Origin of the sequence: Streptomyces sp. 840.1 (genome assembly GCF_003751445.1) — a bacterium.
Lineage (GTDB): Bacteria > Actinomycetota > Actinomycetes > Streptomycetales > Streptomycetaceae > Streptomyces.
The window spans coordinates 631,268-657,216 of record NZ_RJUU01000002.1 but is presented as its reverse complement, the minus strand read 5'-3'; the positions used below and the strand labels follow the sequence as shown (position 1 = coordinate 657,216).

The 25,949-nt window shown below is 72.7% G+C and carries 28 protein-coding genes and 1 pseudogene; 10 read left to right on the top strand and 19 right to left on the bottom strand.

Annotation, left to right across the window (positions count from 1 at the left end):
- Positions 1 to 91: 91 nt before the first annotated feature.
- Positions 92 to 538 carry an Lrp/AsnC family transcriptional regulator gene (locus tag EDD93_RS29305; protein ID WP_123528498.1) on the top strand — a complete coding sequence of 149 codons (447 nt, stop codon included), beginning with the start codon at positions 92 to 94 and terminating at the stop codon, positions 536 to 538.
- Here the strand turns inward: EDD93_RS29305 and EDD93_RS29300 are convergent.
- From EDD93_RS29300 to EDD93_RS29290, 3 genes are all read right to left on the bottom strand, one after another.
- The gene (locus EDD93_RS29300) at positions 528 to 3,602 is read right to left on the bottom strand and encodes an AAA family ATPase (protein WP_123528497.1); all 3,075 of its coding nucleotides are present in this window, start codon (positions 3,600 to 3,602) and stop codon (positions 528 to 530) included. The genes EDD93_RS29305 and EDD93_RS29300 overlap by 11 nt on opposite strands.
- Complete coding sequence (locus EDD93_RS29295) at positions 3,599 to 4,765, bottom strand: exonuclease SbcCD subunit D (RefSeq protein ID WP_123528496.1); 1,167 nt, start codon at positions 4,763 to 4,765, stop codon at positions 3,599 to 3,601. Before EDD93_RS29295 ends, EDD93_RS29300 begins: the two co-directional genes overlap by 4 nt.
- A 138-nt stretch (positions 4,766 to 4,903) precedes the next feature.
- A complete protein-coding gene (locus tag EDD93_RS29290; protein WP_123528495.1) occupies positions 4,904 to 5,530 on the bottom strand; it encodes a YigZ family protein in 627 nt (208 codons plus the stop codon).
- A gap of 59 nt (positions 5,531 to 5,589) precedes the next feature.
- Here EDD93_RS29290 and EDD93_RS29285 point away from each other — a divergent pair, with 59 nt between their 5' ends.
- Both EDD93_RS29285 and EDD93_RS29280 read left to right on the top strand, forming a co-directional pair.
- A complete protein-coding gene (locus EDD93_RS29285; RefSeq protein WP_123528494.1) occupies positions 5,590 to 6,000 on the top strand; it encodes a CoA-binding protein in 411 nt (136 codons plus the stop codon).
- A 182-nt stretch (positions 6,001 to 6,182) separates the two neighbouring features.
- A pseudogene (locus EDD93_RS29280) lies at positions 6,183 to 6,986 on the top strand (aminoglycoside N(3)-acetyltransferase); the annotation flags it as partial.
- Here the strand turns inward: EDD93_RS29280 and EDD93_RS29275 are convergent.
- Positions 6,987 to 7,547, bottom strand: a complete 561-nt coding sequence (locus tag EDD93_RS29275; protein WP_123529417.1) for a YbaK/EbsC family protein — start codon at positions 7,545 to 7,547, stop codon at positions 6,987 to 6,989.
- A gap of 44 nt (positions 7,548 to 7,591) precedes the next feature.
- Entirely contained in the window at positions 7,592 to 8,164 is a 573-nt protein-coding gene (locus EDD93_RS29270; protein WP_123528493.1) for a helix-turn-helix domain-containing protein, read from the bottom strand.
- A 93-nt stretch (positions 8,165 to 8,257) separates the two neighbouring features.
- On the opposite strand from EDD93_RS29270, the gene EDD93_RS29265 reads away from it, so the two are divergent.
- Positions 8,258 to 9,124, top strand: coding sequence for a DMT family transporter (locus tag EDD93_RS29265; protein ID WP_123528492.1), 867 nt, complete (start codon positions 8,258 to 8,260; stop codon positions 9,122 to 9,124).
- A gap of 27 nt (positions 9,125 to 9,151) precedes the next feature.
- Here the strand turns inward: EDD93_RS29265 and EDD93_RS29260 are convergent, their stop codons facing one another.
- Complete coding sequence (locus EDD93_RS29260; protein WP_123528491.1) at positions 9,152 to 9,889, bottom strand: DapH/DapD/GlmU-related protein; 738 nt, start codon at positions 9,887 to 9,889, stop codon at positions 9,152 to 9,154.
- Between the two features lie 168 nt (positions 9,890 to 10,057).
- On the opposite strand from EDD93_RS29260, the gene EDD93_RS29255 reads away from it, so the two are divergent.
- Positions 10,058 to 10,588, top strand: a complete 531-nt coding sequence (locus tag EDD93_RS29255; protein WP_123528490.1) for a gamma carbonic anhydrase family protein — start codon at positions 10,058 to 10,060, stop codon at positions 10,586 to 10,588.
- Between the two features lie 97 nt (positions 10,589 to 10,685).
- On the opposite strand, the gene EDD93_RS29250 is transcribed toward EDD93_RS29255, so the two are convergent.
- Together EDD93_RS29250 and EDD93_RS29245 are read right to left on the bottom strand one after the other, a co-directional pair.
- Positions 10,686 to 11,348, bottom strand: a complete 663-nt coding sequence (locus tag EDD93_RS29250) for a DedA family protein (protein WP_123528489.1) — start codon at positions 11,346 to 11,348, stop codon at positions 10,686 to 10,688.
- A 156-nt stretch (positions 11,349 to 11,504) separates the two neighbouring features.
- On the bottom strand, positions 11,505 to 11,942 hold the full coding sequence (locus tag EDD93_RS29245; protein ID WP_123528488.1) for a DUF4442 domain-containing protein: 438 nt from the start codon (positions 11,940 to 11,942) through the stop codon (positions 11,505 to 11,507).
- 233 nt (positions 11,943 to 12,175) lie between these two features.
- On the opposite strand from EDD93_RS29245, the gene EDD93_RS29240 reads away from it, so the two are divergent.
- On the top strand, positions 12,176 to 13,264 hold the full coding sequence (locus EDD93_RS29240; RefSeq protein WP_123528487.1) for a hypothetical protein: 1,089 nt from the start codon (positions 12,176 to 12,178) through the stop codon (positions 13,262 to 13,264).
- A gap of 54 nt (positions 13,265 to 13,318) precedes the next feature.
- Entirely contained in the window at positions 13,319 to 14,623 is a 1,305-nt protein-coding gene (locus EDD93_RS29235) for an MFS transporter (RefSeq protein ID WP_123528486.1), read from the top strand.
- On the opposite strand, the gene EDD93_RS29230 is transcribed toward EDD93_RS29235, so the two are convergent.
- From EDD93_RS29230 to EDD93_RS39730, 3 genes are all read right to left on the bottom strand, one after another.
- Positions 14,585 to 15,445: a spermidine synthase gene (locus EDD93_RS29230; RefSeq protein ID WP_123528485.1), complete on the bottom strand. Its 861-nt coding sequence runs from the start codon at positions 15,443 to 15,445 to the stop codon at positions 14,585 to 14,587. The two genes, EDD93_RS29235 and EDD93_RS29230, sit on opposite strands and share 39 nt — an antisense overlap.
- Before the next feature lie 118 nt (positions 15,446 to 15,563).
- Complete coding sequence (tuf, locus tag EDD93_RS29225) at positions 15,564 to 16,733, bottom strand: elongation factor Tu (RefSeq protein WP_123528484.1); 1,170 nt, start codon at positions 16,731 to 16,733, stop codon at positions 15,564 to 15,566.
- Between the two features lie 92 nt (positions 16,734 to 16,825).
- On the bottom strand, positions 16,826 to 16,990 hold the full coding sequence (locus tag EDD93_RS39730; protein WP_185092560.1) for a hypothetical protein: 165 nt from the start codon (positions 16,988 to 16,990) through the stop codon (positions 16,826 to 16,828).
- A 202-nt stretch (positions 16,991 to 17,192) separates the two neighbouring features.
- Between EDD93_RS39730 and EDD93_RS29220 the strand changes: the two genes are divergently transcribed.
- Together EDD93_RS29220 and EDD93_RS29215 are read left to right on the top strand one after the other, a co-directional pair.
- Positions 17,193 to 17,906 carry a TVP38/TMEM64 family protein gene (locus EDD93_RS29220; RefSeq protein ID WP_123528483.1) on the top strand — a complete coding sequence of 238 codons (714 nt, stop codon included), beginning with the start codon at positions 17,193 to 17,195 and terminating at the stop codon, positions 17,904 to 17,906.
- Positions 17,907 to 18,090: 184 nt separating this feature from the next.
- Positions 18,091 to 18,963, top strand: a complete 873-nt coding sequence (locus EDD93_RS29215) for an undecaprenyl-diphosphate phosphatase (protein ID WP_123528482.1) — start codon at positions 18,091 to 18,093, stop codon at positions 18,961 to 18,963.
- 78 nt (positions 18,964 to 19,041) lie between these two features.
- Here the strand turns inward: EDD93_RS29215 and EDD93_RS29210 are convergent, their stop codons facing one another.
- Positions 19,042 to 19,608: a GNAT family N-acetyltransferase gene (locus tag EDD93_RS29210; protein ID WP_260255981.1), complete on the bottom strand. Its 567-nt coding sequence runs from the start codon at positions 19,606 to 19,608 to the stop codon at positions 19,042 to 19,044.
- A 36-nt stretch (positions 19,609 to 19,644) separates the two neighbouring features.
- A complete protein-coding gene (locus EDD93_RS29205) occupies positions 19,645 to 20,484 on the bottom strand; it encodes a hypothetical protein (protein WP_123528480.1) in 840 nt (279 codons plus the stop codon).
- Between the two features lie 238 nt (positions 20,485 to 20,722).
- On the opposite strand from EDD93_RS29205, the gene EDD93_RS29200 reads away from it, so the two are divergent.
- Positions 20,723 to 21,280: an excalibur calcium-binding domain-containing protein gene (locus EDD93_RS29200; RefSeq protein ID WP_123528479.1), complete on the top strand. Its 558-nt coding sequence runs from the start codon at positions 20,723 to 20,725 to the stop codon at positions 21,278 to 21,280.
- Between the two features lie 48 nt (positions 21,281 to 21,328).
- On the opposite strand, the gene EDD93_RS29195 is transcribed toward EDD93_RS29200, so the two are convergent.
- The 6 genes from EDD93_RS29195 to EDD93_RS29170 all read right to left on the bottom strand — a co-directional run bounded on the left by EDD93_RS29195 (position 21,329) and on the right by EDD93_RS29170 (position 25,894).
- The gene (locus tag EDD93_RS29195; protein ID WP_123528478.1) at positions 21,329 to 22,273 is read right to left on the bottom strand and encodes an alpha/beta fold hydrolase; all 945 of its coding nucleotides are present in this window, start codon (positions 22,271 to 22,273) and stop codon (positions 21,329 to 21,331) included.
- A 108-nt stretch (positions 22,274 to 22,381) separates the two neighbouring features.
- A complete protein-coding gene (locus EDD93_RS29190) occupies positions 22,382 to 23,014 on the bottom strand; it encodes a TetR/AcrR family transcriptional regulator (RefSeq protein WP_123528477.1) in 633 nt (210 codons plus the stop codon).
- 144 nt (positions 23,015 to 23,158) lie between these two features.
- Entirely contained in the window at positions 23,159 to 23,317 is a 159-nt protein-coding gene (locus EDD93_RS39725) for a hypothetical protein (protein WP_185092559.1), read from the bottom strand.
- Positions 23,318 to 23,524: 207 nt separating this feature from the next.
- Positions 23,525 to 24,349: a hypothetical protein gene (locus EDD93_RS29185; RefSeq protein WP_260255980.1), complete on the bottom strand. Its 825-nt coding sequence runs from the start codon at positions 24,347 to 24,349 to the stop codon at positions 23,525 to 23,527.
- Positions 24,350 to 24,497: 148 nt separating this feature from the next.
- Positions 24,498 to 25,118 (bottom strand): flavin reductase family protein, encoded by a 621-nt coding sequence (locus EDD93_RS29180; RefSeq protein ID WP_123528476.1) that lies wholly within the window; start codon positions 25,116 to 25,118, stop codon positions 24,498 to 24,500.
- A 398-nt stretch (positions 25,119 to 25,516) separates the two neighbouring features.
- Positions 25,517 to 25,894: a hypothetical protein gene (locus EDD93_RS29170; protein WP_123529413.1), complete on the bottom strand. Its 378-nt coding sequence runs from the start codon at positions 25,892 to 25,894 to the stop codon at positions 25,517 to 25,519.
- Positions 25,895 to 25,949: the final 55 nt, after the last annotated feature.

The following is a 25,949-nucleotide window of genomic DNA, read 5'->3' as shown; positions in this document are numbered from 1 at the left end:
TCGAAAATCTATGGCCGGCGGAGCCGTGCCGGAAGATGAGATCCCCGGCAGTGCACTTGATCCGCCGGGCATTTCCCTGTTCCCTCTGCGTATGACCGACTATTCCCCGGACGACACCGACTGGCGCATCCTCGATGTCCTGCAGCGTGAGGGCCGCGCCACCTACGCCGACATCGCGCGGGCGGTCGCGATGTCGTCGAGCGCCGTGACGGAGCGGGTCCGCAGGCTGGAGGAGGCCGGAATCATCAGCGGGTACGCGGCGGTGGTCGATCCGGAGCGGCTCGGGCTGCCGATCCTCGCATTCGTCCGGCTGCGCTACCCGAACGGCAACTACAAGCCGTTCCACGATCTGCTCGGCACCACACCGGAGATCATGGAAGCCCACCACGTGACCGGCGACGACTGCTTCGTGCTCAAGGTGACGGCGCGCTCCATGAGCCATCTGGAGACGGTGTCGGGGAAGATCGGTTCCCTGGGGTCCGTCACCACGAGCGTCGTCTACTCCTCGCCGCTGCCGCGCCGGGCGGTCAGCCGCTGACTCCGTCCGCCGTCCGGTGACGTACGGCGGATCCGTGGCGTTCCTTCACCACCTCGAGCTGGGCCGGAATGCGTCGGCGCAGATCCGCGACATGGCTGACGATTCCGACGCTGCGGTCCCGCTCCCGCAGCGAGTCCAGCACGTCGAGCACCTCGTCGAGGGTCTGGTCGTCCAGGCTGCCGAAGCCCTCGTCGATGAAGAGGGTGTCCAGCCGTACGCCGCCGGCCTCGTCGGTGACCACGTCGGCGAGGCCGAGTGCCAGGGCGAGCGAGGCGAAGAACGTCTCGCCGCCGGAGAGCGTGGCCGTGTCACGCTCGCGTCCGGTCCAGGCGTCGATGACGTGCAGCCCGAGCCCGGCCCGGCGGCCGCCGGTGCGGGCGTCGGAGTGGACCAGGGTGTAGCGGCCGGACGACATCCGCCGCAGCCGGGCGGTGGCGGCCGCCGCGACCTGTTCGAGGCGGGCCGCCAGGACGTAGGACTCCAGCCGCATCTTGCGTTCGTTGTCTGCCGAGGTGCCGGCGGTGAGGCCGGCGAGCCGTGCGATCCGCTCGTACTCCTCGCGCACCGGTCCCAGGGCCCTTGCCTCGTCCGCCGCGCGCCGGGACAGCCGGGCGAGTTCGCTCCAGCGCTCCCGGGCCGCGGTGTGGGCGCCCGCCCCGTCCCGCAGCAGCCGCTCGGCCGTGTCGTACACCGACTGCGCGCCGCCGGGGTCGGCCGGGGGGCGGCCGGCCGCAGCGCGGGCGTCCGCCTCGGCCAGCCGGTCGGTGACCGCCGAGGCCTCGGCCTGCCAGCCGTCGATCCGGTGCTGCAGCGCCCGCTGCCCGGAGTCGGGGAGCATGGTCGCGGCAGCGTCCTGCGGGGTGTCGAAACCGGCCCGGAACGCCGCGTCCGCGAGCCGGTCGTCGGCATTTTTCAGCCGGTCCGCCGCGTCCTCCTCCGCACGCAGCGCCGCGGCCGCGTCGACGAGCAGGCCGACCCGGCGCTGCAGGAGGGCGGCGTGCTCGGTGACGCTGCCCGACCCGCCGCGCGCCTGGGCCAGCACCTCTTCCAGGGAAGCCTGTTCGGCGTCGAGGCCCTCGCGCCGGGAGGTGCGGGCCGCGGCCCGGCGTTCGGCGTGCTGACGGTTCCCGGCCCGCTGCTCCTGCTCGCGTTCGGCGGCCGCGAGTGCCTCGCGCGCCGCGTGCGTCCCGGTCGCGGTCCGGTAGGCCTCGGCGTGCTCCCGGGTCAGGGTGTCCACGAGGCCGGCGAGCGCTGCGACCGTGGGCTCGGACGTTCCGGCCGGGCCGCCGGTGGCCCCGCCGGACGCGTCCGCGGCCTGCCCGTCCGCGGTGTCCGCGGCCTCCGCGCGCGCCGCCGCATACCCCTCGCGTACGGCTCCGAGCGCGCGTTCCGCCTCGGTACGCGCCTGCTCGGCGCGCCGGTGGGCGGCCTCCGCCGCGTCCTCCGTGGCCTGGTCGACGTGTCCGTCGCCGGTCCTGGCGGGCTCCGGATGGTCGGCCGAACCGCAGACCGCGCAGGCCTCGCCCTCGACCAGTTCGCGGGCGAGCTCGGCCGCGATGTCGCGCAGCCGTCGTTCGCGCAGGCGGAGCCAGGTCTCCCCGGTGGTGAGGGCGTGCTCCCGGGCGGTGGCGAGGCGCTCCTCGGCGTCCGAGGTCTGCCCTGCCAGGGCGTCCCGGCGGCGGGCCGCGGCCAGCCGCCTGCGGGCCGGGTCCAGGCGGCCGGCCAGCAGTTCGGCGCGGGTCGCCGCTTCCTGGGCCGCCTCGATGCGGGTGTGCAGACGGTGCCGGCTGGTCTCCCAGCCGGCCAGCCAGCTCTCGGCGTCCCGGATCAGTTCGTCGTCCGCCCTCGCCTGCCGCTCCAGCGCCGCCCGTTCACTGTCGATCTCGGCACTGCGGCGCTCTGCGCGACGGGCCGCGTCCAGCGCGCCGAGCTCCTCGCGGAGCCGGCGTTCGAGCGCGGTGAGCTGCTCGGCGCCCGCGTCGGCCAGGCCGCCGGGCAGCCCGGCCCGGGAGCGCTCGCGGGCCGCGCCCATCCGACGGTGCGCCCGCTCCGCCTCCTCGCGGAGCTCCAGCGCGGGGGCGACGAGCTCCGCCTTGCGGGCGCGCCTGAGCCGCTCCTGTGCCTGATCGTGTTCGTCCCGGCCGGCCTCCACCGCGGCCGCGCGCCGCCGGGTCTCCGCGTACCGCTGCTGGAGGCCGGCCAGTTCGCGCTCAGCGTCCAGGGCCTGCCGGGCGGCCGCCCGCCTCTGCTCGGCCGCGGTCAGGGCCGACGCGGCGATGTCGAGCCGTTCCCGGGCGCCGGCGCGCGCCGTCGCGGCCCATTCCAGTACGGCGTCGGCGAGCCCGGGTTCGCCGGGCTGGACGGCGGGCAGCGGCTGCTCCTCCGCGGCGGGCCCGGCCGCCTGGGCGATCCGCTGGGCAATGGCGAGGATCCGTTCGTCCCCGGCTCTGACCTGCGTCCCGGCGGCCCGGCGCAGCTCCGCGAGGTGCTCCTCGACGGCGGCGAAGCGGCGGGTGTCGAAGAGCCGGCCGAGCAGCTTCCCGCGTGCTTCGGCGTCGGCTCGCAGGAAGCGGGCGAAGTCGCCCTGCGGCAGGAGGACCACCTGGCAGAACTGGTCCCGGCTCATCCCGATGAGCTGGGTGATCTCCTCGCCGATCTCCTGGTTCGAGCGGCTCAGCGCCCGCCATCCCTCGTCGGGGAGGTACTCGCGCAGCCGGCTCTGGGCCTTCTCCGTGGTGTAGCCGTCGCCCTTCTTCTTCGGGCGGGGCTGGGCGGGGCTCCGGGTGATCTCCAGCCGGCGCCCGCCCACGGTGAGTTCGAGCCGGACCTCGGTCGGCAGGTCCGCCGGGGCGTGGTCGCTGCGCAGCGAGGTGCCGGGGCTCTGCCGGGCGCCGGGCACGGCGCCGTAGAGGCCGTAGCAGACGGCGTCCAGGATCGAGGTCTTGCCGGCGCCGGTCGGTCCGTGCAGCAGGAAGATCCCGGCCGAGGAGAGTGCGTCGAAGTCGATCTCCTGAGTGGCGCCGAAGGGTCCGAAGGCGGTGATGCCGAGTCGGTGGAGCCTCACCGGTTCACCTCGCGCACGCTGTCGTCGACGCGTACGTGGTCGAAGGCGCCGCGCAGCACCGTCCGCTCCGACTCGTCGATGCCGTATCCGCCGCGGACATGGGCCACGAAGTCCTCCGCGATGCTCTGGTCGTCGCGCCCCCGCAGCCGCTCGGCGTAGGAGGTCTGCGGGTCCTCGGGGTCGCGTTCCGGTTCGAAGGCGAGGGCGAGCGTGTGCGGGAACCGCTCGACGAGGCGGGCCATCGGTTCGGCCGGGCGGACCGGGTCGGTGAGGGTGGCCTCCACCCAGGACAGCTCGTGCCGGTCCAGGGCGGGGTCGTCGAGCAGGGTGTCGAACCGGCCGCGGAGCCGGGCGAGCGGGCGCGGCACCGGGCAGTCGATCCGTTCGGCGGCGACGGCGCCGGTGTCGTCCAGGTCGATCAGCCACATCGTCTTGCGGTGGCCGGCCTCGGAGAAGGAGTACGCGAGCGGGGAGCCGGAGTAGCGGACGCGTTCGGTGACGCTCTGGCAGCCGTGCAGGTGTCCCAGCGCCACGTAGTCGACTCCGTCGAAGACTCCGGCGGGGACCACGGCCACCCCGCCGACGGTGATGTCGCGTTCGCTGTCGCTCGCCTCGCCGCCCGCGACGAAGGCGTGCGCGAGGACGACGGACCGGGTGGCGCCGGGCCGAGTCGCGAGGTCCGCGCGGACCCGGTCCATGGCAGCGCTCAGGACGGCCTCGTGCCCGGCCCGTTCGGCATTGAACTCGTCCTTGACGAGGGCTGGTTCCAGATAGGGGAGCCCGTAGAACGCCACGTCGCCGTGGGCGTCGGGGAGTACGACCGGGGTGGCGCAGTGCGCGGGGTCGGTCCGCAGATGGATGCCTGCCCGCCCGATGAGTCCGGCGCCGACGCCGAGCCGGCGGGCCGAGTCGTGGTTCCCGGAGATCATCACGGTGGGCACGCCGGCCTCGGCGAGCCGGTGCAGCGCGTCGTCGAAGAGCTGGACGGCGGAGAGCGGCGGCACCGCCCTGTCGTACACATCACCCGCCACGACCACGGCATCGACGTCGTGGTCACGGACCGTCGCGACCAGGTGATCGAGGTAGGCGGCCTGGGCGTCGAGCAGCGAGACGCGGTGGAAGGACCGGCCCAGATGCCAGTCCGATGTGTGCAAAATCCTCAAGACCCGGCTCCGACCTGCATGTTTCGCTTCCTCCACCCGTGCGGCCGCCGCCCCTTGTGCTCCGGAGCGGCCCGGACCCGGTGCGCTGTGATCGTCGTGCCCGCGCGGCCCCGCACCCGCGCCCCCGCACCACAGTACTCAGGCGTCCCCGTAGGCCTCGCCGCCCAGCTCCAGCTCCGCCTCGCCGGCCGTCGCGTCGGCCAGCCAGCGCCGGAACTCGGCCACGTCCGCGTCCGGCAGCCCGATCTCGATGGTCACCGCCTCCGCGTATCGGACCTCTCGCACGGTCCGCCCGGTGGCCCGCAGTTCGTTCTCGAGCCGGCCCGCCCGCTGGTGGTCCACGGTGACGGTGGCGAGCCGGAACCGCTGCCGGGTGAGTGTGCCGATCGCGTCGAGGGCCTCACCGACCACTCCCCCGTAAGCGCGGATCAGCCCGCCCGCGCCGAGTTTCACCCCGCCGAAGTAGCGGGTGACGACCGCGACGACGTACCTCATCTCGCGGCGGGTCAGCATCTGGAGCATCGGCACCCCGGCGGTGCCTCCCGGCTCGCCGTCGTCACTTGCCTTCTGTACGGAGGCGTCGGCGCCGATCACGTACGCGAAGCAGTTGTGGTTGGCCGCCGGGTGCTCCTTACGGATGCGGGCGACGAATTCCTGCGCTTCCCGCTCGGTGGCGGCGGGGGCGAGCGCGCAGATGAAACGCGACCGGTTGATCTCGGCCTCGTGCACGCCCGCTCGGGCGACTGTCCGGTACTGCTCCTGCATCCGGCCAGCCTATGCGCAGCCCCGGGAATGGTCCGGGGCGGCCGTCCGTTGAGTGGATCATGTACGCAGACACGGAGACGATCCGCAGGATTCTGACCGGGACGGGCGACACCTGGGCGGTGGTGGGGCTGTCGAACAACCGCTCCCGCGCGGCCTACGGGGTGGCCGAGGTCCTTCAGCGCTTCGGCAAGCGCGTGGTCCCGGTGCATCCGAAGGCGGAGCGGGTGCACGGCGAGGACGGTTACGCCTCGCTGGCCGACATCCCGTTCCCGGTCGATGTGGTGGACGTCTTCGTCAACAGCGAGCTGGCCGGCGCGGTGGCGGACGAGGCGGTCTCGGCCGGCGCGTCCGCGGTGTGGTTCCAGCTCGGCGTGATCGACGAGCAGGCGTACGAGCGCACCCGGGCGGCCGGGCTCGACATGGTCATGGACCGCTGCCCGGCCATCGAGATCCCCGCCCTGGAACGATAGGGGCTCAGGCCGCAGGGGCCGGCTGCTGTGGGCCTCGGCTGTCGCTCCGGCTGGGGGCCCCGGCCTCTCACGGGACCGGGGAGGCACCTGGGACCGTCACCGTTCGGCCGAATGTGCGTGGTGTCGCGCTCCGCCACGGGCTGCAAGAATGATCCGCTGTGATTACCGCCCCCGCACCCGGTGTGCTGAGCCTCTCCCAGAGCCGCGCCCGGCTGGCCGGACAGCTGTCCCGGCTCGGTGTGGAGCGTGGCGGGGTCCTCATGGTGCACGCCTCACTGCGTGCGGTGGGGACGGTCCGCGGCGGGGTGCCCGCCGTGACCGCCGCCCTGCGGGATGCGCTGGGGCCTCGGGGCACGCTGGTCGTCCCGGCCTTCACCCCGGAGAACTCCGACACCTCACCGCAGTACCGCGCCCGGGTACGTGGCCTCGGCGCGCGGGAGCTGGACGCCGTGCGGGCGGCCATGCCCGCGTTCGACCCGGCCACCACCGCTGCCCCGTCGATGGGGCGCCTGGCCGAAGCGGTGCGCCGCTCCCCCGGCGCCGTGCGCAGCGCCCATCCGCAGACCTCGTTCGCGGCCGTGGGTCCGCGGGCGGACGAGGTGGTGGCCGGGCACCGCCCGGACTGCCATCTCGGGGAGGACTCGCCGCTGGCCAGGCTGTACGACCTGGGGGCGCAGGTCCTGCTCCTGGGAACCGGCTTCGGCTCCTGCACCGCGTTCCACCTCGCCGAGTACCGCGTGCCCTCACCGCCCCGGCGTACCTACCGCTGCGTGGTGGGCGAAGGCGGCGGGCGGCGGTGGTGGGAGTACGAGGACGTGGCTCTGGAGGACGGCGACTTCGCGGCCCTGGGCGCGGACTTCGCGCGCTCGGCCCGGTCCGGCGCCGTCACCACCGCCCGGGTCGGATCGGCTCCGAGCCACCTGTTCCGCCTGCCCGAAGCGGTGGGCTTCGCCGCGAAGTGGCTGCCCGCGCACCGCCGCGGCGGTTCAGCTCCTGATGCCGAGACCTTCGACCACGACCGCGCCCGGCAGCGCCGCGAGCGCCTTGCCCGGCATGATCAGTTTGCCCCGGCGGCTGCCGCTGCCGACCAGGACCCATTCCTCTTCCACGACGGCGGGATCGATCAACAGGGGCCAGCCGTCCGGCAGTCCGACGGGCGTGATGCCGCCGTACTCCATGCCGGTCTCACCGACTGCCGTGTCCATCGGAGCGAATGACGCCTTCCGGGCGCCGAGGTGCTTGCGGACGGCGTTGTTCACGTCGACGCGGGAGTGGGACAGCACGAGGCAGGCGGCCAGGGTGGTCTCTCCCCCGCGCTTGCCGGCCACGACGACGCAGTTGGCCGACCGTTCCAGCAGTTCGGCCCCATGGTGTTCGACGAACGCGGCGGTGTCGGCGATCGCGGGGTCCGTGTCGACGTGGATGACCTGCTCGGCGGGGATACCGCCCCAGCCCTCGCGGACCGCCGCGGCCACCGGGGCGGTGAGCAGTTCGAGGCGTTCGGCAGCGGGGCCGGCATCCTCGAAGGAGCCGATGGGTGCGTACATGCCGGCCACGCTAACAGCCCCGTGCACCGGCCCGGTCGGACGTCTCATCTGACGGGCGGGATGGACACGGCCATGGTGACTTCGAGGGGCTCGGAGCCCTCGTTGCGGTAGGCGTGGGGGTGGTGCGCCTCGAAGGTGGCGGAGGTTCCGGCGGGCACGGTGTACGAGGTGCCGTCGACGACCAGGGTGAGTTCACCGGTGGTGACGTGGAGCAGCTCGACGGTGCCCTCGGGGTGCGGATCGGACGCGCTGCCCTCGCCGGGCACCAGCCGCCAGGACCACAGTTCCAGCGGTCCCCGGGCCTCGGTGCCGACCAGCAGGGTGGTGGCGCTCCCCGCCTCCGTCGACCACATCCGTACCGCCTGGCTGGCGGGCACCAGGCGGACCGGGGAGCCCTGGTCGTAGTCGAGCAGGGTGGTGATGCTGACACCGAGCGCGTCGGCGAGCTTGACCGTGGTGCCGACGCTCGGGTTGGTACGTGCCTGCTCGATCTGGATGATCATGCCGCGACTGACCCCGGCACGGGTGGCGAGGGCGTCCAGGGTGAAGCCCCGCTCCCCGCGCCAGCGCTTGAGATTGCGCGCGAGGGACTGGGTCAGCTGGTCGAGATCAGTCACATTCCGTCCAATATTCTGGATGACAGAGTCGAAAATACTGCACTACGGTGTGCTGTACCCACCGTTCACCGCACTGTACTGCGAGGCCCGCGCATGTCCGCACTGTTCGCCCTCGCCACCAGCCTGCTGTGGGGACTGGCCGACTTCGGCGGCGGGCTGCTGACCCGGCGCATGCCCGCGCTGACCGTGGTGGTCGTCTCGCAGACCGCCGCCGCGACCGTGCTCGCGGTGATCGTGACCGTCACGGGTGCCTGGAGCGAGGCGGGCGGGCAGCTCTGGTTCGCGGTCGCGGCCGGTGTGGTGGGGCCGGTCGCGATGCTGAGCTTCTACAAGGCCCTGGCGCTCGGCCCGATGGGGGTCGTCTCCCCGCTCGGTTCCCTGGGCGTCGCCGTGCCGGTGAGCGTCGGGCTGATCGCCGGGGAGCGGCCGGGGCTGCTGCAGTTCGCCGGGGTCGCCGTCGCGGTGGCGGGCATCGTGCTGGCGGGCGGCCCGCAGTTGCGCGGCGCCCCGGTCCAGCGCCGGGCGGTGCTGCTGACCCTGGTGGCGGCGTTCGGCTTCGGGGCCGTGATGTCCCTGATCGCGGAGGCGTCCACCACGCTCAGCGGCCTCTTCCTGGCCCTGTTCGTGCAGCGGCTCACCAACATCACGGTGGGCGGCGCGGCACTGTACGTCTCGGTGCGGCGCGGCGGCCGCGCGCTGCCCGACGGGGGCGGGGCCGCCGCGGTGCGGGCCGCGTTGCCGGCGCTTGCGTTCGTGGGCCTCGCGGATGTCGCGGCCAACGGTACGTACTCGATCGCCGCCCAGCACGGACCGGTCACCGTCGCCGCCGTGCTGGCCTCGCTCTACCCGGTGGTCACGGCCCTGGCCGCACGCGGCTTCCTGGGGGAACGGCTGCGCGGCGTACAGGCGGCGGGGGCCGGGCTCGCCCTGGTCGGCACGGTGCTGCTGGCGACCGGCTGACGGGACCCGCCGGCCCCGGCACGAGCCTCAGCTCTCGTCGAGCTCCGCCACGGCCAGCAGCTGCTCGGGGGTCACACCCTCCGGTATCGGCACCGGGGCCGGTGTGCGCATGGGTGGCTGCCAGCCCTTCTCCGGGTCCCAGCTGCGTACGACACGTGCGGGGGCGCCGGCCACGACCGCGTGGTCGGGCACCTCTCCGCGTACCACCGCGCCCGCCGCGACGACCACGTTGCGCCCGAGCCGGGCGCCCGGGAGGACCACCGCTCCGGTGCCGATCCAGCAACCGGGCCCGATGGCGACCGGTTCCATACGCGGCCACTGCCGGCCGACCGGCTGCCGCGGATCGTCGTAACTGTGGTTGGTCGAGGTGATGTAGACGTACGGCCCGCAGTACGTGTCCGAGCCGATCGTCACCGTGGTGTCGGCGACCACATGGCTGCCCCGGCCGAGCACCACACCGTCGCCCAGGGTCAGGATCGGATCGGCACCGAGGTCCAGATCGGGCATGAGCCCCGCCGTGAGGGTCACCTGTTCGCCGATGATGCAGTGGTTGCCGAGCTCGATCCACGGCTCCCCGAAGACCGTGCCCTGCGGGAACGCCAGCCGGGTGCCCTCGCCGATCCGGCCGAACCGCAGCCCGCCGGGATGCGCGGCCGTGACCGCGCCCGTCTCCCGGACCCAGCGCCAGCAGCGGTGGACGGCCCCGGACACGACGCGCCGCCGCCAGGCGGTCAGGGAGGAGACCGTGTCTCTGTTCTTCGGCACTCGCACACGGTAGTCGGGGCGCCCGGGACCGGTATCCGCACCGGCCTGTGATCTTCACCCCACCGGGACCCCGGCCCGCGTGCCCGTCGCATACCGTTTCCCCGGCGGCCGGACGGCTCTCGGCCCGACGACCGCGACCCACAGCACCGGAGCACGGAGGAACGCGCGATGGCAGAGCAGGCGTTGATCACCGCACTGGGAGGTCAGGAGCCGGACATCGACCCGTCCGCCTTCACGGCACCGACGTCGGTCGTGATCGGTGAGGTCACCATGGCGGCCGGTTCCAGCGTCTGGTACCACGCGGTGCTGCGCGCGGACTGCGGCCCGATCGTCATCGGCGCCGGGTCCAACATCCAGGACAACTGCAGCGTCCACGTCGATCCCGGTTTCCCCGTCACGGTCGGCGAGGGCGTCTCGGTCGGGCACAACGCGGTGCTCCATGGCTGCACCGTCGAGGACGACGTCCTGATCGGCATGGGGGCCACCGTCCTGAACGGTGCGCACATCGGCACCGGCTCACTGATCGCCGCCCAGGCGCTGGTCCCGCAGGGGATGCGGGTGCCGCCGGGTTCGCTGGTCGCGGGCGTACCCGCCAAGGTCAAACGACAGCTGACCGAGGAGGAGCTCGACGGCGTGAAGTTCAACGCGGTCGGCTACGTGGAACTGGCCAAGGCACACCGCGAGGCCTTCGAGGACTGAGCACGGGACGCGTCCCGCGGGCAGTTTTCACGGACAGTCCCCACGGGCAACCCTCGCAGGCAGCCGCGCAGGTCCGGCCGGCCCGGGTCCGCGCGGTTCAGTCGGCCGCCGGTACGGCCCCGGGTTCGGGCGCCGGCTGCGCCGCGTCCCGCGCGGCCGCCGCCTTCTTGGCCCGGTTCCTGACGACCAGCATCGAGGCGAGTCCGATCAGGACAGCGATCGCCAGTCCCAGGTACGAGAACCGCTTGAGCCAGTCCTCCGCGACGACACCCACCGTGTAGATGACGGCCGTGGTGCCGCCCGCCCAGGCGATCCCGCCGAGCAGGTTGGCGGTCAGGAACTTCCAGTACGGCATGTGCAGGACGCCGGCGAGCGGTCCCGCGAAGATGCGCAGCAGGGCTACGAAGCGGCCGAAGAAGACCGCCCACATCCCCCACTTGTGGAACGAGCGTTCCGCCGTGGCGATCTGGCTCTCACCGAAGTGCCGGGGGAACTTCGCGCCGAGCCAGGCGAGCATCGGACGTCCGCCCCTGCGGCCGATGGCATAGCCGATCGAGTCACCGATCACCGCCCCGGCCGTCGCGCAGGCACCCAGGATCCACGGGTTGATGCCGTCGTGTCCCGCGGCCAGCAGCGCCGCGCTGATCAGCACGACCTCGCCCGGCAGCGGGATGCCGAGGCTCTCCACACCGATGACTATGCCCACCAGGAGGTAGACGCTGATCGCGGGAACGTTCTCCAGCCACTCCTGGATGTGCAACGCCGGTTCCTCCGTAGTGATGTCCTCTGGGCCGCCGGACAACTCCTCGGCGCACAGAGGTAACCCTACCGGCCGTGTCACCGGGACCGACAGCACCAAGGGGCCGCCCCCGCACCCGTTCCGGGTGGGCGGCGGCCCCTGCCGGGCCCGGCGGAATCAGGCGTTCGGGCGCAGCGTCCAGACCACCGTCATCTCGCCGGTCACAGCGCCGTCCGCACGCTGGATACGGATGGCCACGGGAAACTCGGGGCGCTTGCCCGCGTCCAGTTCGGCGACGACCTCGGCGGCCGGCCTGCCGAGCGTGGCGGTCGCGGTGACATCTCCCATGGCCAGTTTCTGGTATCCGATCTCCGCCTTCACGGCGAGGGGGACGGCGCGCGTCAGCTGATCGCCGAACGCGGCGATGACTATCGCACCACTCGCGGATTCCGCCAGCGTGAACATCGCGCCGGCGTGCGGTCCGCCGACGTGGTTGTGGAAGTCCGCCTGGTCCGGCAGACGGACCACCGCGCGTTCTGCGGTGGACTCCAGGAATTCGAGGTTGAGGGTCCGGACCATCGGAACCGTCGCGGCGACCATCTCGCCCGCGGTCATCTGTTCAGCGCTCATGAGTTCCATGTTACCGACCGGTAGGCAGATTTGGCCATGCCTCGGGGATCACCGGGCACCGCCGGATCCGCACGCGACCCCGCACTCCGGCTTCCGCCGCTCCCGCCCTTCACCGCCCGTTGCCCCTGCCCTTCCCCTGCCGCCGATCCCCTCCTTCACCGTCCGCTCACGGGGGCGGCCGTAGCCGACCGGACGGCGCACCTCTATCGTTACTCGCCATGTGGCCAGGACAGCAGCCGCCCGGGGGCGAGCAAAACCCGCAGGACCAGAATCAGAACCCGTATCAGCAGCCGGGTTACCAGCAGCCGAATCCCTACCAGCAGCCGGGATATCAGCAGCCCGGCGCGTCCGGGCAGCAGCCCGGATACGGCTACCCGCAGCAGGGACAGCCGGGGCAGCAAGGACAGCCGGGCTACCCGCAGGGCAACCCGTACCAGCAGCCGACCGTTCCGCAGCACGCGGTTCCCGGTCCGCCCGGTCCGCCTCAGCCCGGCAACGACAAGAAGAAGACGACCGTCATCGCGATCGTCGCGGCGGTCGCGGTCGTCGCGGCCGCGGTGGTCACCGGCGTCGTCGTGATGAACAAGGACGACGGCAAGGACGGCAAGAACGTCGCCGACGACAAGAAGTCGTCCGCGCCGGCCAAGCCCTCCGGGTCCGCGTCGTCGCCGGAGGCCAACCCGCGCGGCAGCGACGGGGACGCCAAGCCGCTCATCGCCGGCTGGAAGGTGGTGACCAACCCGAAGTGGGGCACGCAGTTCGACGTGCCCGGCGACTGGGAGGTCTCCCGTCCCGGGATCTCCTCGTTCTTCGAGGACGAGAAGAAGGGCGACGGTTCGCCGCTCATCGGCTTCACGGCACCCGCTGACCTCAAGAGCAAGTGGTGCGTCGACGACTCCGACCACGACGGCACCAAGGAGAACAGCAGCCTGGCCGGTACCGGCACCCGCGGCGCCGAAGGGGCCACGGACGCCGATGTGAACGCCAGGAACGAGGCCGGCACCTGGGCGTGGGCCGCCTACGCGCAGCACATGCCGAAGAGCACCATCAAGATCAGCAAGGCGAAGCAGTACACCACCAAGTCGGGTCTCACCGGCAGCCTGGTGACCGCCAAGGCGCCCAATGTCACCAAGAAGACGAAGTGCGACACGGACGGCAAGTCCATCGCCTTCACCTTCAAGAACAGCAACGGGGCCTTCTCCTCCTGGGTTCTGTACGGTGCCGCCTCCGTCCCGGACGAGCTGCCGGACTCGACGATCATGAAGATTCTGAGCACGGTGCGGCTGGTGAAGATCACCGAGTCCTGACGCCCGGCGGCAACCCATTTGGCACCACGGGGTCAAGCCAGCGATAGTCCCCTGGTGACAGCCGCCGACCTCGCACCCCCATCGGACCGCCCCTCCCGGGCGGGCCGCAATTACCGGCTGCTGACCGCCGCCGCGATCATCACGGGCCTGGGCACCAACGGCGCGCTGATCGCGGCGGCGTTCGCGGTTCTGGAGTCGGGCGGCGACGCAGGCGACGTCGGGCTGGTGGCCGCCGCCAGGACCGCGCCGCTGGTGCTCTTCCTGCTGATCGGCGGGGCGGTCGCGGACCGGCTGCCGCGCCACCGCGTGATGGTGGCGGCCAACACCCTCAACTGTGTGTCGCAGGCCGTCTTCGCCTGGCTGGTCCTGGCCGGTGACGCCCGGCTGTGGCAGATGATGGTGCTCACCGCCCTCTGCGGCACGGGGCAGGCCTTCTTCAACCCGGCCGCCGAGGGCATGCTGATGTCCACCGTCAGCGGCGAGCAGGCGAGCCGGGCGTTCGCCCTCTTCCGGATGTCCATGCAGGGCGCCGCGATCGGCGGGGCGGCGCTCGGCGGCGCCATGATCGCCGCGATGGACCCGGGCTGGGTACTGGCCGTCGACGCGGCCGCCTTCGCTGTGGCCGGAGCGCTGCGCTCCTTCCTCGACGTCAGCCACATCCCCGCGCGCGCCCCCGGCGGCGGGCTGCTCGCCGATCTCCGGGACGGCTGGCAGGAGGTCATCGGCCGCACCTGGCTCTGGGCGGTGGTGGCGCAGTTCTCCGTGGTGGTCGCCGCGGTCGGAGCCGCCGAGGCGGTCTACGGGCCGCTGGTCGCCAGGGACGAACTCGGCGGCGCCCGCCCCTGGGGCCTCGCGCTCGCCGCGTTCGGCGTCGGCACCCTGGGCGGGGCGGTGCTGATGATGCGGTGGAAGCCGAGGCGGCTGCTGCTGGCCGGGTCCCTCTGCGTGTTCCCGCTGGCGCTGCCCTCGGCGGGGCTCGCCGTGCCCCTGCCGGTGGCCGGGCTCTGCGCGGTGATGTTCGTCAGCGGCGCCGCCATCGAGGTGTTCGGCGTGTCCTGGATGACGGCCCTGCATCAGGAGATCCCCGAGGACAAGCTGTCGCGGGTCTCGGCCTACGACTGGTTCGGCTCGGTGGCCATGGTGCCGCTCGCCACCGCGCTCGCCGGTCCGGTCGAGTCGCTGGTCGGGCGCAGTCGGGCGCTGTGGGGCTGCGCCGCGCTGGTCGTCCTGGTCACCGGCGCCGTGCTGTGCGTTCCGGACGTGCGCAACCTGACCCGCAGAACCGCCCCCGCCGGGGTGGTGGCGAAGGGTGCGCCGGCGTCAGCCGATGCCGAAGGAGCCGTCGGGCGGCTCGGGTGAGTCCACCGCCTCGTCGTCCCCGACCGGCCCGGCGCCCCTGACGAGCCGGGCCACGGCGGCGCCGTACTCGACACGGGCCGGAAACGCGTCGGCGGCACAACGGCGGGTCAGTGCGGCCGTGTCGAAGGGGGTGCGATCGAAGGGGGTGCGGGAGGCGAGGAGGACGATGTTGCCGAAGCGCCGGCCGCGCAGTACCGCCGGCTCCGCGATCAGCGCGAGCTCCTCGAAGACGGCCGCGAAGGTGGCGAGCTGCGGGCGCAGGAAGTCGAAGGGCGCCCCGTCCGCGAGGTTGGCGGCGTAGATCCCGTCGGCCCGCAACGCCCGTGCCGCGGCCCGCGCGTAGGGCACGGTCGTCAGGTGGGCGGGTACCCGCGAGCCGCCGAAGACGTCCGCGATCAGGACGTCCACGGAGCCGGGTGCGGTCGCCTCCAGGTGTTCGCGGGCGTCCGTCCCGTGTACGGCGATCCGGCTGCCGTCGGGCAGCGGCAGGTGCTCGGCCACAAGGGCGAGCAGCCCCCGGTCGGCCTCCGCGACGTCCTGCCGGGATCCGGGGCGGGTCGTGGCGACGTAGCGCGGCAGGGTGAGGGCGCCGCCGCCGAGGTGCAGCACGTCGAGCGGCCCGCCCGGTTCGGCGGCGCAGTCCACGACGTGGCCGAGCCGTCGCGCGTACTCGAACTCGAGGTGCTCCGGCGCGTCCAGGTCGACGTACGACTGGGGTGCGCCGTCGACGGTCAGCAGCCAGGCCCGCTCCCGGTCCACGTCGGGGAGCAGTCTGGCGGTGCCCCGGTCCACGTCGCGGATGACCGGTATTGACTCGTTCACTCCCCCATTGTGCGGTGCCCGGCCGGCTGCTCGTGACCTCGGCAGGGCGGGCCCCGCAACCAGCGCCGGGTCCGCCTCCCGTGCGGTACGGGAGGCGGACCCGGCCGCGCACGGCCGCTCAGACCAGACCGGTGACCGTGCCCGCGCCGATCGTGCGGCCGCCCTCGCGGATGGCGAAGCCGAGGCCGGTCTCCAGCGGAACGTCCCGGCCCAGTTCGACGGTCATGGTGACCGTCGTGCCGGGGCGTGCCACCGCGGCCGCGCCGAGGTCGACGTCACCGACGACGTCCGCGGTGCGGATGTAGAACTGCGGCCGGTAGCCGGTGGCGACCGGCGTGGTGCGGCCGCCCTCCCGCCCGGACAGGACGTACACCTGCGCGGTGAAGCGCCGGCTCGGTGTCACGCTGCCCGGCGCGGCCACGACGTGGCCTCGGCGCACCCGGTCGCGCTCGACCCCGCGCAGCAGCAGCGCGACGTTGTCTCCGGCCTCGGCGGACTCCATCGGCTTGCCGAAGGTCTCCAGACCGGTGACGACGGTCTCGACACCGGCACCGAGCACCTCGACGCGGTCCCCGACGCGGACGGTGCCGCGCTCCACCGCGCCGGTGACGACCGTGCCCCGGCCGGTGATGGTCAGGACGTTCTCCACCGGCAGCAGGAACGGCGCGTCGATGTAGCGCACCGGCATCGGTACGTACGTGTCGACGGCGTCGAGCAAGGCCTCGACCGCCCCCGTCCAGCGCGGGTCGCCCTCCAGGGCCCGCAGCCCCGACACCCGCACGACGGGCACGGTGTCGCCGCCGTAGCCATGTGCGGACAGCAGCTCGCGCACCTCCAGCTCGACCAGGTCGGTCAGCTCGGGGTCTCCCGCGTCCGCCTTGTTGAGCGCGACGACGATGTGGTCGACGCCCACCTGGCGGGCGAGCAGCACGTGCTCGGCGGTCTGCGGCATGATGCCTTCGAGCGCGGACACGACGAGGATCGCCCCGTCGAGCTGGGCCGCGCCGGTCACCATGTTCTTGATGTAGTCGGCGTGTCCTGGCATGTCCACGTGCGCGTAGTGCCGGGTGCCGGTCTCGTACTCGACGTGCGCGATGTTGATGGTGATGCCGCGCTGCGCCTCCTCCGGCGCCCGGTCGATGCGGTCGAACGGGACGAACGTGCCGGTGCCCCGGTCGCTGAGGACCTTCGTGATGGCTGCGGTGAGGGTGGTCTTGCCGTGGTCGACGTGGCCCATGGTGCCGATGTTGAGGTGCGGCTTGGTGCGCACGTATGCCGTCTTGGGCATGGCTCATTCCTTGGTTCTCGAAGCTGAGAGAGAAGACCCCAGGGCCCTGCCGACCCTCCCCTCACGGGGTCCGCCGGACTGTCGGGGGAGGGTCAGCTTCGGGCGCCGCCGATGGGTGCCGAGGCAGTGGTGAGTGCTGCCGCGACTGCTGCCGTGGTCGTCGATGCGACAACGGCGGTGGTGAGCGCGGGGCTCGCGGCAGCCTTCGGCGCGTCCGCGACTGCGGACTGCGCTGCGAGGAAGGCGAACCGGAACATGCGTCGATCATGTCCGACGGCGGCGGGCCCGTCGAGCGATTTACTGCGGGCGGCAGGCGAGTTGACGGCCGGTCGGCACGCCGCGCCGAGGGGTTGCCCCAGCGGTGCCGAGCGGCCTCGGCCGTGATGTCGACTGTCGCGAATCCGTCCCTGTAACGGTCACATTACGACGATCACACCTGGTGTCGGATACTCTCCCCGAATGCTCGACCCCGCCCCCGCCACCCGGCCCGCCGTTGGTCTGTCCGCGCGCTGCACACGGGTGCTCTTCTCTCCCTGGTCCAGGTTCTCGCTGCTCGTGGCGGTGCTGCTGGCCGCCGCGACGACGATGCTGCTCCTCAAGCCACAGCGGCTGCTGGCCTCCGGCTGGCCGGCCCAGCTGAGCGGCGGCGCCGCAGCGGTCCTGCTGTTCGGACTCGCGTACGGCGTGTGCACGGTGGCGTTCGTACCGCGTCCGCTGCTCAATCTCGCCGCCGGAGCGCTGTTCGGCACGCAGGCCGGACTGGCGGCGGCGCTGGCGGGCACGGTGCTCGGCGCGGGCATCTCGTTCGGGCTCGGCCGGGTGCTCGGGCAGGACGCGCTGCGTACGCTGCTGCGCGGTCGCTGGATGCGGGCGGCGGACGGACAGCTCAGCAGACACGGCTTCCGCTCGATGCTGGCGCTGCGCCTCTTCCCCGGAGTGCCCTTCGCCGCCGCCAACTACTGCGCCGCCGTGTCACGCATGGGGTATCCCCCGTTCCTGGTGGCGACCGGGCTCGGCTCGATCCCGAACACGGCCGCGTACGTCGTGGCGGGCAGCGAGGCCTCCTCGCCGACATCGCCCGCCTTCCTCGCGGCGATGGGCTTCATCGTGCTGACGGGTCTCGGCGCGGCCGTCGTCGCCTGGCGCAGGCGTGACCGGCTGGGCGCCGAGTGACGCGTCGGTACGGCCGGGGGTTGTCGTAATCCTGTTCACCTGGGGGCGATACGCTTCCCGCGACCGACAGACGATCTCCCGGGCCCAGGCGGCCCCGCCCTCACACGACCGCAATCCGCACGCTGCCGACCGGCTCCGATGCCCGGCGGACGATGCATGATCCCTTCAGGATGGCCCAAGCCCCATGAGCTGGTTCGAATCCTTCGTCCTCGGCCTCGTTCAGGGACTGACCGAGTTCCTGCCGATCTCCTCCAGCGCCCATCTGCGGCTCACCGCGGCGTTCGCCGGCTGGCACGATCCGGGAGCGGCGTTCACCGCCATCACCCAGATCGGCACGGAAGCCGCAGTCCTCATCTACTTCCGCAAGGACATCGTCCGGATCGTCGGAGCCTGGTTCAAATCGCTGACGGACCGCTCGATGCGCAGCGACCACGACGCCCAGATGGGCTGGCTGGTCATCGTCGGCTCCATTCCGATCGGCGTGCTGGGCGTGACGTTCAAGGACCAGATCGAGGGCCCCTTCCGCGACCTGCGGCTGATCGCCACCACGCTCATCGTGATGGGCATCGTGCTCGGTGTCGCCGACCGCCTGGCCGCCCGCGACGAGACCGGCGGCAAGCACCGGGCGATCAAGGAGCGCAAGTCCCTCAAGGAACTGGGCATCAAGGACGGCCTGATCTTCGGCTTCTGCCAGGCGATGGCCCTGATCCCGGGCGTCTCCCGGTCCGGCGCCACGATCAGCGGCGGTCTCCTGATGGGCTACACCCGCGAGGCCGCGGCCCGCTACTCGTTCCTGCTCGCGGTCCCGGCCGTGCTCGCCTCGGGCGTCTTCGAGCTGAAGGACGCGGGCGAGGGACATGTGGCCTGGGGGCCGACGATCTTCGCCACGTTCATCGCGTTCGGCGTGGGGTACGTCGTCATCGCCTGGTTCATGAAGTTCATCACGACCAAGAGCTTCATGCCGTTCGTCATCTACCGGATCGTTCTGGGCATTGTGCTCTTCGCTCTGGTCGGCGCCGGCGCCCTGAGCCCGCACGCCGGTGAGTCCGCCGGATGACCTGCTGGGCGATCGCCTTCCGATGTGACGCCTGACGCGCCACTCCCGCCGGACGCGCGAAGGCCACCGGTGAGCGCCTCAGACGGGCCTCACGATGGTGTGCGCCCTCGGCCGGTACAGGCGCCAGATCACTTCGATCCCGGTCCCCGAGGGGGCCGTGGGCGGTGCCGCGCGTTCACGGCGGACCTCGGTGAAGCCCAGCCGGCGCGGTACGGCCGCGCTCGCGGTGTTGGCCGAGTCGTGCGCGATCTCCAGGTACTCCACCGTGGGCAGGGTGAACATCTCGCTTGTCAGGGCCGACATCGCTCTCGTCGCGATGCCCCGGCCGGTGGCGGCGGGGTGCAGCCAGTACCCCATGAACCAGCCCGTGGGTTCGGCGCCGCGGTAGGCCTGGCACATGCCGACGAGGGTGCCGTCCTCGGTGACCGCGTAGTTGTACACCTGCCCGCCGAGCCAACCCGCTCCGGACCTCGCGAGGAAGCCCCGGGTGTTCTCCTCGCTGTGCTGGGCGACCCACGGTTCCCAGGGGCGCAGGTGGTCCAGCGACTCCTCGATCAGCCTGTGTGCCGACGGGAAGTCCTGCTCTCCCCGCCAGCTCCGCAGGGCGACGTCTGCGCACTCGATGACAGGCCTCGGTCGTTCCATGGCAGCCATGATCGTGCGTGAACGGGCCCGCCGCAGCTACTTCTCCCGGCTCGGCGGCTTCACCGGCTCGCTGCCGGTGGCGTAGACCGTGGCGACGATCCCGTCGGGGAAGCGCTCGGTGCGCAGCAGGACCCAGGTGTTCCCGTGGCCGTCCTCGACGGCCGCCTCCTCGGTGCGGGACCAGTGCGGCAGGACGTTGTCGCCGAGGTGGGCCGCGAGTCTCCGCGCGATGTCGTCGATGGTGTCGCGGGTGACCTTCAGGCCGAGGGTGTGCCGGGCGTACAGGTTGAGCACCTTGCCGCCGACGGGCAGGGGGAGGTGTCGGGCAACGGCTTCACGTTTCCAGGCCGCGAGGCCTCCGGGGCCGCTGATGCGCGAGGTGACACCTGTGCGGTACTGCGCCCAGGTGCGTTCCGCGTGACGGGTGCAGTAGCGCAGGACGTGGCTGCGGTCCGCGCTGATGACCAGGCCGTATCCGTGTCTGCGGAAGTAGATCCGCCACGTGCCGGTGCCGCTTCGTTCGGTGTCGGCCTGCTCGGAGATCAGGTCTTCGAGCAGGGAGCGGATCTGCGTCTCAGCGACCTTCGGCACGACGGCGTGGACCCTGCCGTACGTCGCGACGGCGCCCGGGGTGACGTCGATCTCGTACGCCTCGTCGGAGTCCATACCGAGAGTGCCGGGTGTCCAGGTGCCGGTCCCCCAACGCCACTCGGAGCGGCGCGGCGCGGAGACGTCGGGGGTCACGGCGGGCCTGGCGGTCGTGTAGCCGTCGCACCGGCCGCACCATCCGTCGGCGCGGGTGGTGGTCGAGGAGCACGGGGTGCCGTCTGCGCCGTAGCGGCGGCACGGGCGCCGGGGCGGTGCCGGAGTGATCAATCATCTCTCCTGTTCGGTAGGTGTCGCCGGGGCGCTCCCACCTGTTGAGCGTAGGCCGCAGGCGGTCGTTCGGTGCCGGGTTCGATCGGGCTTCCCGGGCCGGCTTCCCACGCGTCAGGTGGAGCACCCACCCTTCGCCCACCATTTGGTCACAAGTTCATCACTAATGGAATGCATGGCTCACACCGGCTCGCACGACCTCGCTACGGTCGTGCCCCACGCATCACCTGGGGGACCCATGTCGCACAACCCGCCGCCGCAACCGCCGCCCTGGGGCGCGCCGCCCGAGCCCGCCGGGCCCAACCCGTACGTACCCCCGGCGCCTTCCCGGGGCAGGCCCGGCTGGTCGCGGAAGCGGATCATCATTCCGGCGGCGGTCGTCCTGCTCTTCGTCGGTGTCGGCATCGGCGCCGCCGACGACGGCACCGGGACGCAGAAGGCCGCCGACGCGAAGGCCGCGCCCGCCGCGACCGTCACGGCAACGCTGACCGCTACGGCCACGGCGACCGCGTCGGCCGAGCCGCTGCCCGCCGTCACGAAGACCGTCACGGCCTCCCCCGAACCGGCTCCGACGGTGACGAGGACGAAGACCGTCAGGGTCACCGTCGCACCCGACCCCGACGGCTCCGGCGGGTCAGGCACCTCCGGCGGCTCCGGGACGGGCGGTGGCTCCGGCTCGGCGTACTACGCCAACTGCACCGCCGTCCGGGCGGCCGGCGCCGCGCCCATTCACGCCGGCGAACCCGGCTACGGGCGGCACCTGGACCGCGACGGCGACGGAACCGCCTGCGAATAGGCGCCCCGTCGGCGGGCGACGCGGGGCCGGCGAAGGCCCGGCGGTACGTCACTCGTGGCGCGCGCCCACGAACTCCCCGATCGCCAGGGCCAGCTGCTCCGGCTGGTCCAGCGGGACGAGTGTGCGGCTGTCGGGGATCTCGGCCGGGCGCCCCTGCGGCAGGAGTTCCGCGAGGCGCCGGCCGTGTTCGGGCGGCATCACGCGGTCGCCGGCCGCCCAGACGACGAGCGCGGGGCGGTCGAAGCACTCCAGGGCGCCGGCGGCCCCGGCCAGCGCTCGGGCGTCCGCGGCCGCCGCCCGCAGCGTCCGGACCGCATCGCGGCGGATATCCGGCCGGGTCATGACGGGCCGCACCCACCGGCGGGTCGCCGCGTCGCCCCGCAGGGTCAGCCATCCGAACGCGACCGGGAGGCGGCGCACCACCCGCAGCCGCATCTGCTGCATGAACAACCCGAAGAGACGGGGCGGCAGCCGGCCGGCGAGCGCGAGAGTCCGGCCCGTCACCCGGGCCGGGTAGTTGTCGAACGCCTCGCAGGAGACGAGCACCACCCGGCCCACCCGCCCCGCGAGGCCGCCGTCCCCGATGAGCAGTTGGACCAGGGCCCCGCCGGTGTCGCTGCCGACGAGCGTGACGTCGCGCAGGTCCAGCCGGTCGAGGAATTCCGCGACCAGCCGGGCCGTCCCGCGCAAGGACAGGTCGGCGTCCGCGCGCATCGCGTGAAGATGCGCGCCGAGGGGCAGCGTCGGCGCCAGGCACCGGTGGCCGGCGGACAGCCCAGCCACCGTCCCGTCCCACAGGGACGCGTCCATCAGCAGCCCGTGCAGCAGGACCACCACCGGGCCGTCGCCTCCGGTGTCCTCGTAGGCGACCGTCCCGGCCGACAGCTCGATCTCCCTCGTGACCGTCGCCCCGGTGGCCCGTCCGGGGCGGCTGGACGCCCCGCGGGTGCCTTCGGCGAATGGGAGCTTCTGGGGTTCCGCGGACGTGCTCATGACGACCTCCGGGTGGGCAGGATTCATCCCTCCCAAAAAGTGAACCACGTGGTTCACATCGTGTCCATCGCCCGCCCGGTCCGGCCCTGCGGCCATCGGCGGCAACACTCATTCACCGGCCGCCTCCTCACGCTCCAGCGCGCGCACCAGGGCCTCGAAACCGGCGGCCACCCCCTCGGTGTCGCCGCTGGTCCGGGCGTCCACCAGGAAGCCGCGGAGCGTCGCAAGGACCATCTCGGCGACCTCCAGCCGGCGGCGCGCGGACCAGTGCTCCGGGCAGACCGCAAGGAGCGTGGGCAGGTACTGCCGGGACGCCTCGCGGCCGAGTGCGGCGTACCGTCCGGAGTCGTACATGGCCAGGCCGATGGCCTGATCGAGCACCGCGGCCTCGTCGTCGTCCAGCAGAATCGGCCAGATCGCGCGCACCCAGTCCCCCAGCGACCTGCGGGCCCCTCCTTCGGTGGCGGCGGCCAGCGCCTTTCCGGTGCGGCGACGGCGCAGCTCGGCGGTGGCCTGCACCAGCAGCTCGTCGGCGCCGTCGAAGTGGTAGAGGAGCACCTTGTGCGTGGTGCCGGCCGCGCGGGCGGCGCGCCGCAGCGAGAAGTCCACGATCCCGTTGGCCGCGAGGTCCTCGGTGACCAGGTCGAGCAGTTCCCTGCGCCTGGCCTCACCGCGCGGCGATCCCGCTGAGCGCCGGTAGCCGGCCCGGTCCGGTGCGCCTTCGTCGGCAGAGATGTTCATGCCGACAGCTTCCATGACGGGCGGCGCGCGCACAGCCGGGGGCCTCCCGGGACGGCTCGATGTCACGGACGGGCGCACATGACAGGGCTGCCCCCGTGCCCGCCTGAGCGGGAACGGGGGCAGCCCTGAGCTCGGCCCACTACGTCACTCGGTCTCGACGAAGGGCGGAAGATCGGGTTCCACGAACAGCCCCTGGTAGCGCGGTGTCGGTAGTGCCTCGACACGGCCCGGGGCCTCGGCCGCCGAGCCGGCGGCGCTCTCGTCCGAGCGCCGCTGGACCTGGCGGGGCGGGGTTTCAGCCATCGGGTCTCCTGTACATCGCAGTTGCTGTGAGAGCCCCGAGGCCGGCCGGTCCGTGGACCGCGGCGACGACGGGGGTGTGGCATCGTCCCGGTCCCACACCCACCAGGGCACCGGTATCCGACGAGGCTTGCAGAGACTATCCGTTGCCGCTGGTCCGGCCGTCGGCACCGTCGCCGGTGCGCCCCCGTGTTCGCCTTCACGGCCGCATCAGCAGGCGGCGACCGCCCACACCAGCGCTGCCGCGACGGCTGCCGCCCAGCAGCCGGCGGCGGCCCGCACGACGGACACGCGGGTGTGTGGGCTCCACGATGTCATGGCCAGGAGGCGTGCCAGTACCGGGAGCACGAGTACGGCGTGCAGGCTGATCCCGTGCAGGGGCTTGAGCGGGGCCGTGGAGGCGTATCCGGCCAACTGATGCCCGGTGCGGGTGAGATAGACACCGCGCGCGATCATGGCCGCGCCCGACAGCAGCCCGATGACGAGAATCCCGCAGCCCGCCCGCAGCGCGAGCGCCATGCCGGGCGGTCCGCCGGGCCGCCGGAGGAACGCGGCTGCCGAGAGCGCGGCGAGAAGGGCGACCAGCCCTGCCCCGCCGACGGCCAGTGTCATGGAGACGCCGGTGTCGAAGGCGGTCTCCATGGTGAAGTGGGACGGCACGTGCCGCCACGCCTGCACGGTGATCCCGGTGACCTCCAGGACGCAGTCCGCGGCGAACAGCCCCAGCAGCACGGTCCGGGCGCGGGCGCCCGTCCGCAGGTACGAGGAGACCCAGGCGATCGCGATGAGCGTCAGGCCGAAGGAGAGCCCGAAGGTGACGGGCTTGCGCCAGGAGACGGGGCCCTCCCAGGAGCCGCCGTCGACGAGCAGGACCACGAGGTGGACCAGTCCCGACACGATCAGCACGGCTGCCGTCACGTAGCAGAGCCGTTCGACCTGCCTTGCCCCTCGCCGGCCCGGGAAGGGCGTGCGCGGACCGGGGGCGCCGCCGCCCGCCCGTCCGGCCGGGGCTGTCGCTGTCGTCCGGTTCTCCATGTGGCGCAGGATCCCCCGGCGCGCGCCGGGGTGTCGTCGTACGCCGGAAGGCGGTGTCCGTACGCCCGGTGGAGTAGCGGCGCTCCCCCGGAGCCGGAGGGCGCCGGGCCGACGAGCCCGCGCTCGCGGCCCGCGCACCGCCTCCCCCTCACCGGGTGCCGCGGTCCTCCTGCCACTGGGCGTACGGGACGCGGGAGATCTCCCGTACGCCTCCGAACGTGCCCCACTCGTCCTTGCCGAGCCGGGTCAGCGGGCGCAGCCTGGCGGCTTCGGGGTGGCCGTCCGTCATGACGTCCTCGTCGACCACGGCGTGCACCACCCGGCCGAAGACGACTGTGGAGTCGCCCAGCAGGACCGTGCTGTGCAGCTCGCATTCGAGGGCGACCGGCGATCCCGCCACCCGCGGCGGCTTCACCCTCAGACTGGGTTCGGGCTCGACACCCACGGCCGTGAACTCGCTGACGCCGCGGGGGAAGTCGGTCGCGGTCGCGTTGATCTGCTCGAAGAGGTGCTCCGGGGCGAAGTTGACCACGAAGGAGCCGGTCTCCTCGATGTTGCGCAGCGAGTCCTTGCGCCCGACCGAGGTGAACTGGACGACGGGCGGGCTGACACAGGCGATCGTGAAGAAGGAGTGCGGTGCGAGGTTGGCCGTCTCGCCGTCGGGGGTGACGGTGGAGATCCAGGCGATGGGCCGGGGGACGACCACGGCGGTGAGCAGCCGGTAGAACTCCGCGGACTGCATGGTCTGAGGATCGAAGTCGACGCGCATGAGTAGCAGTATCCCGTGTGATCGACGGACTCCGGCCGCGCTTCCCGGCGTCCGGTCTCGTCACCCGCCGGACCCTCGGCCGGGAACCTTCGGAGCCCGGCCTGCTCGCCGGTCTGGACAACGGCCATCATTTCTCAGCCGCTTGACGGCGGGGACCGGAATCGCGACGGCCGGTACATGACCAGGGCCCGGTTCTTCCGGAGGGACGGGAGCCCGTACGGGCCGGCCTCGGACGAGCGGGGCAGGCCGGCGAGGACGTCATCCGCGCGGCACCGGCCGCCGCGACGCGGTGCCCGCAGACCGGCCCTCGGGCCACAGCCACCGGCGTTCCCTGATCCGTGGCCCGAGAGCCGAAGTCGATGAGCGTGCCGGTGCGTACCCCGACCGCTCCCGGGGCTTCAGGCGTCCGTCTCCCCCGGTCCCTCGGTGCCGAACTGTTCGGCCCGCAGGGCGAGATCCTGCAGCACATCCGCCGACGTCACATCCGTCTGGCCGGAGTCGTGCACCTGCGCCAGCATCGCGAACGCCAGGGTGAACGCTCCGACCAACTGCTCCACCGCGCCGCCGACCTCCCGGCCGACGAGGCCCACCACGTCCTCGATGGTGGCGTCCTCGGGGATGGCGATCCGTGGCATCGTCTCGTTGAGGAGGGCGGTCACCACGGTCGAGTCGTTGCTGGGGTCACCGCGGTCCGGGCTCTCCTCCAAGAGCCTGCGCATCTCGCCCGCCTCGGTGAGGATGCCGATCACACGCTTCACGACTTCGCTCTGCTCCATCCCGTGAGCATAGGTGCAGGCGCGACGGCAGACGAGGACAAGAGCGTCCATGTCA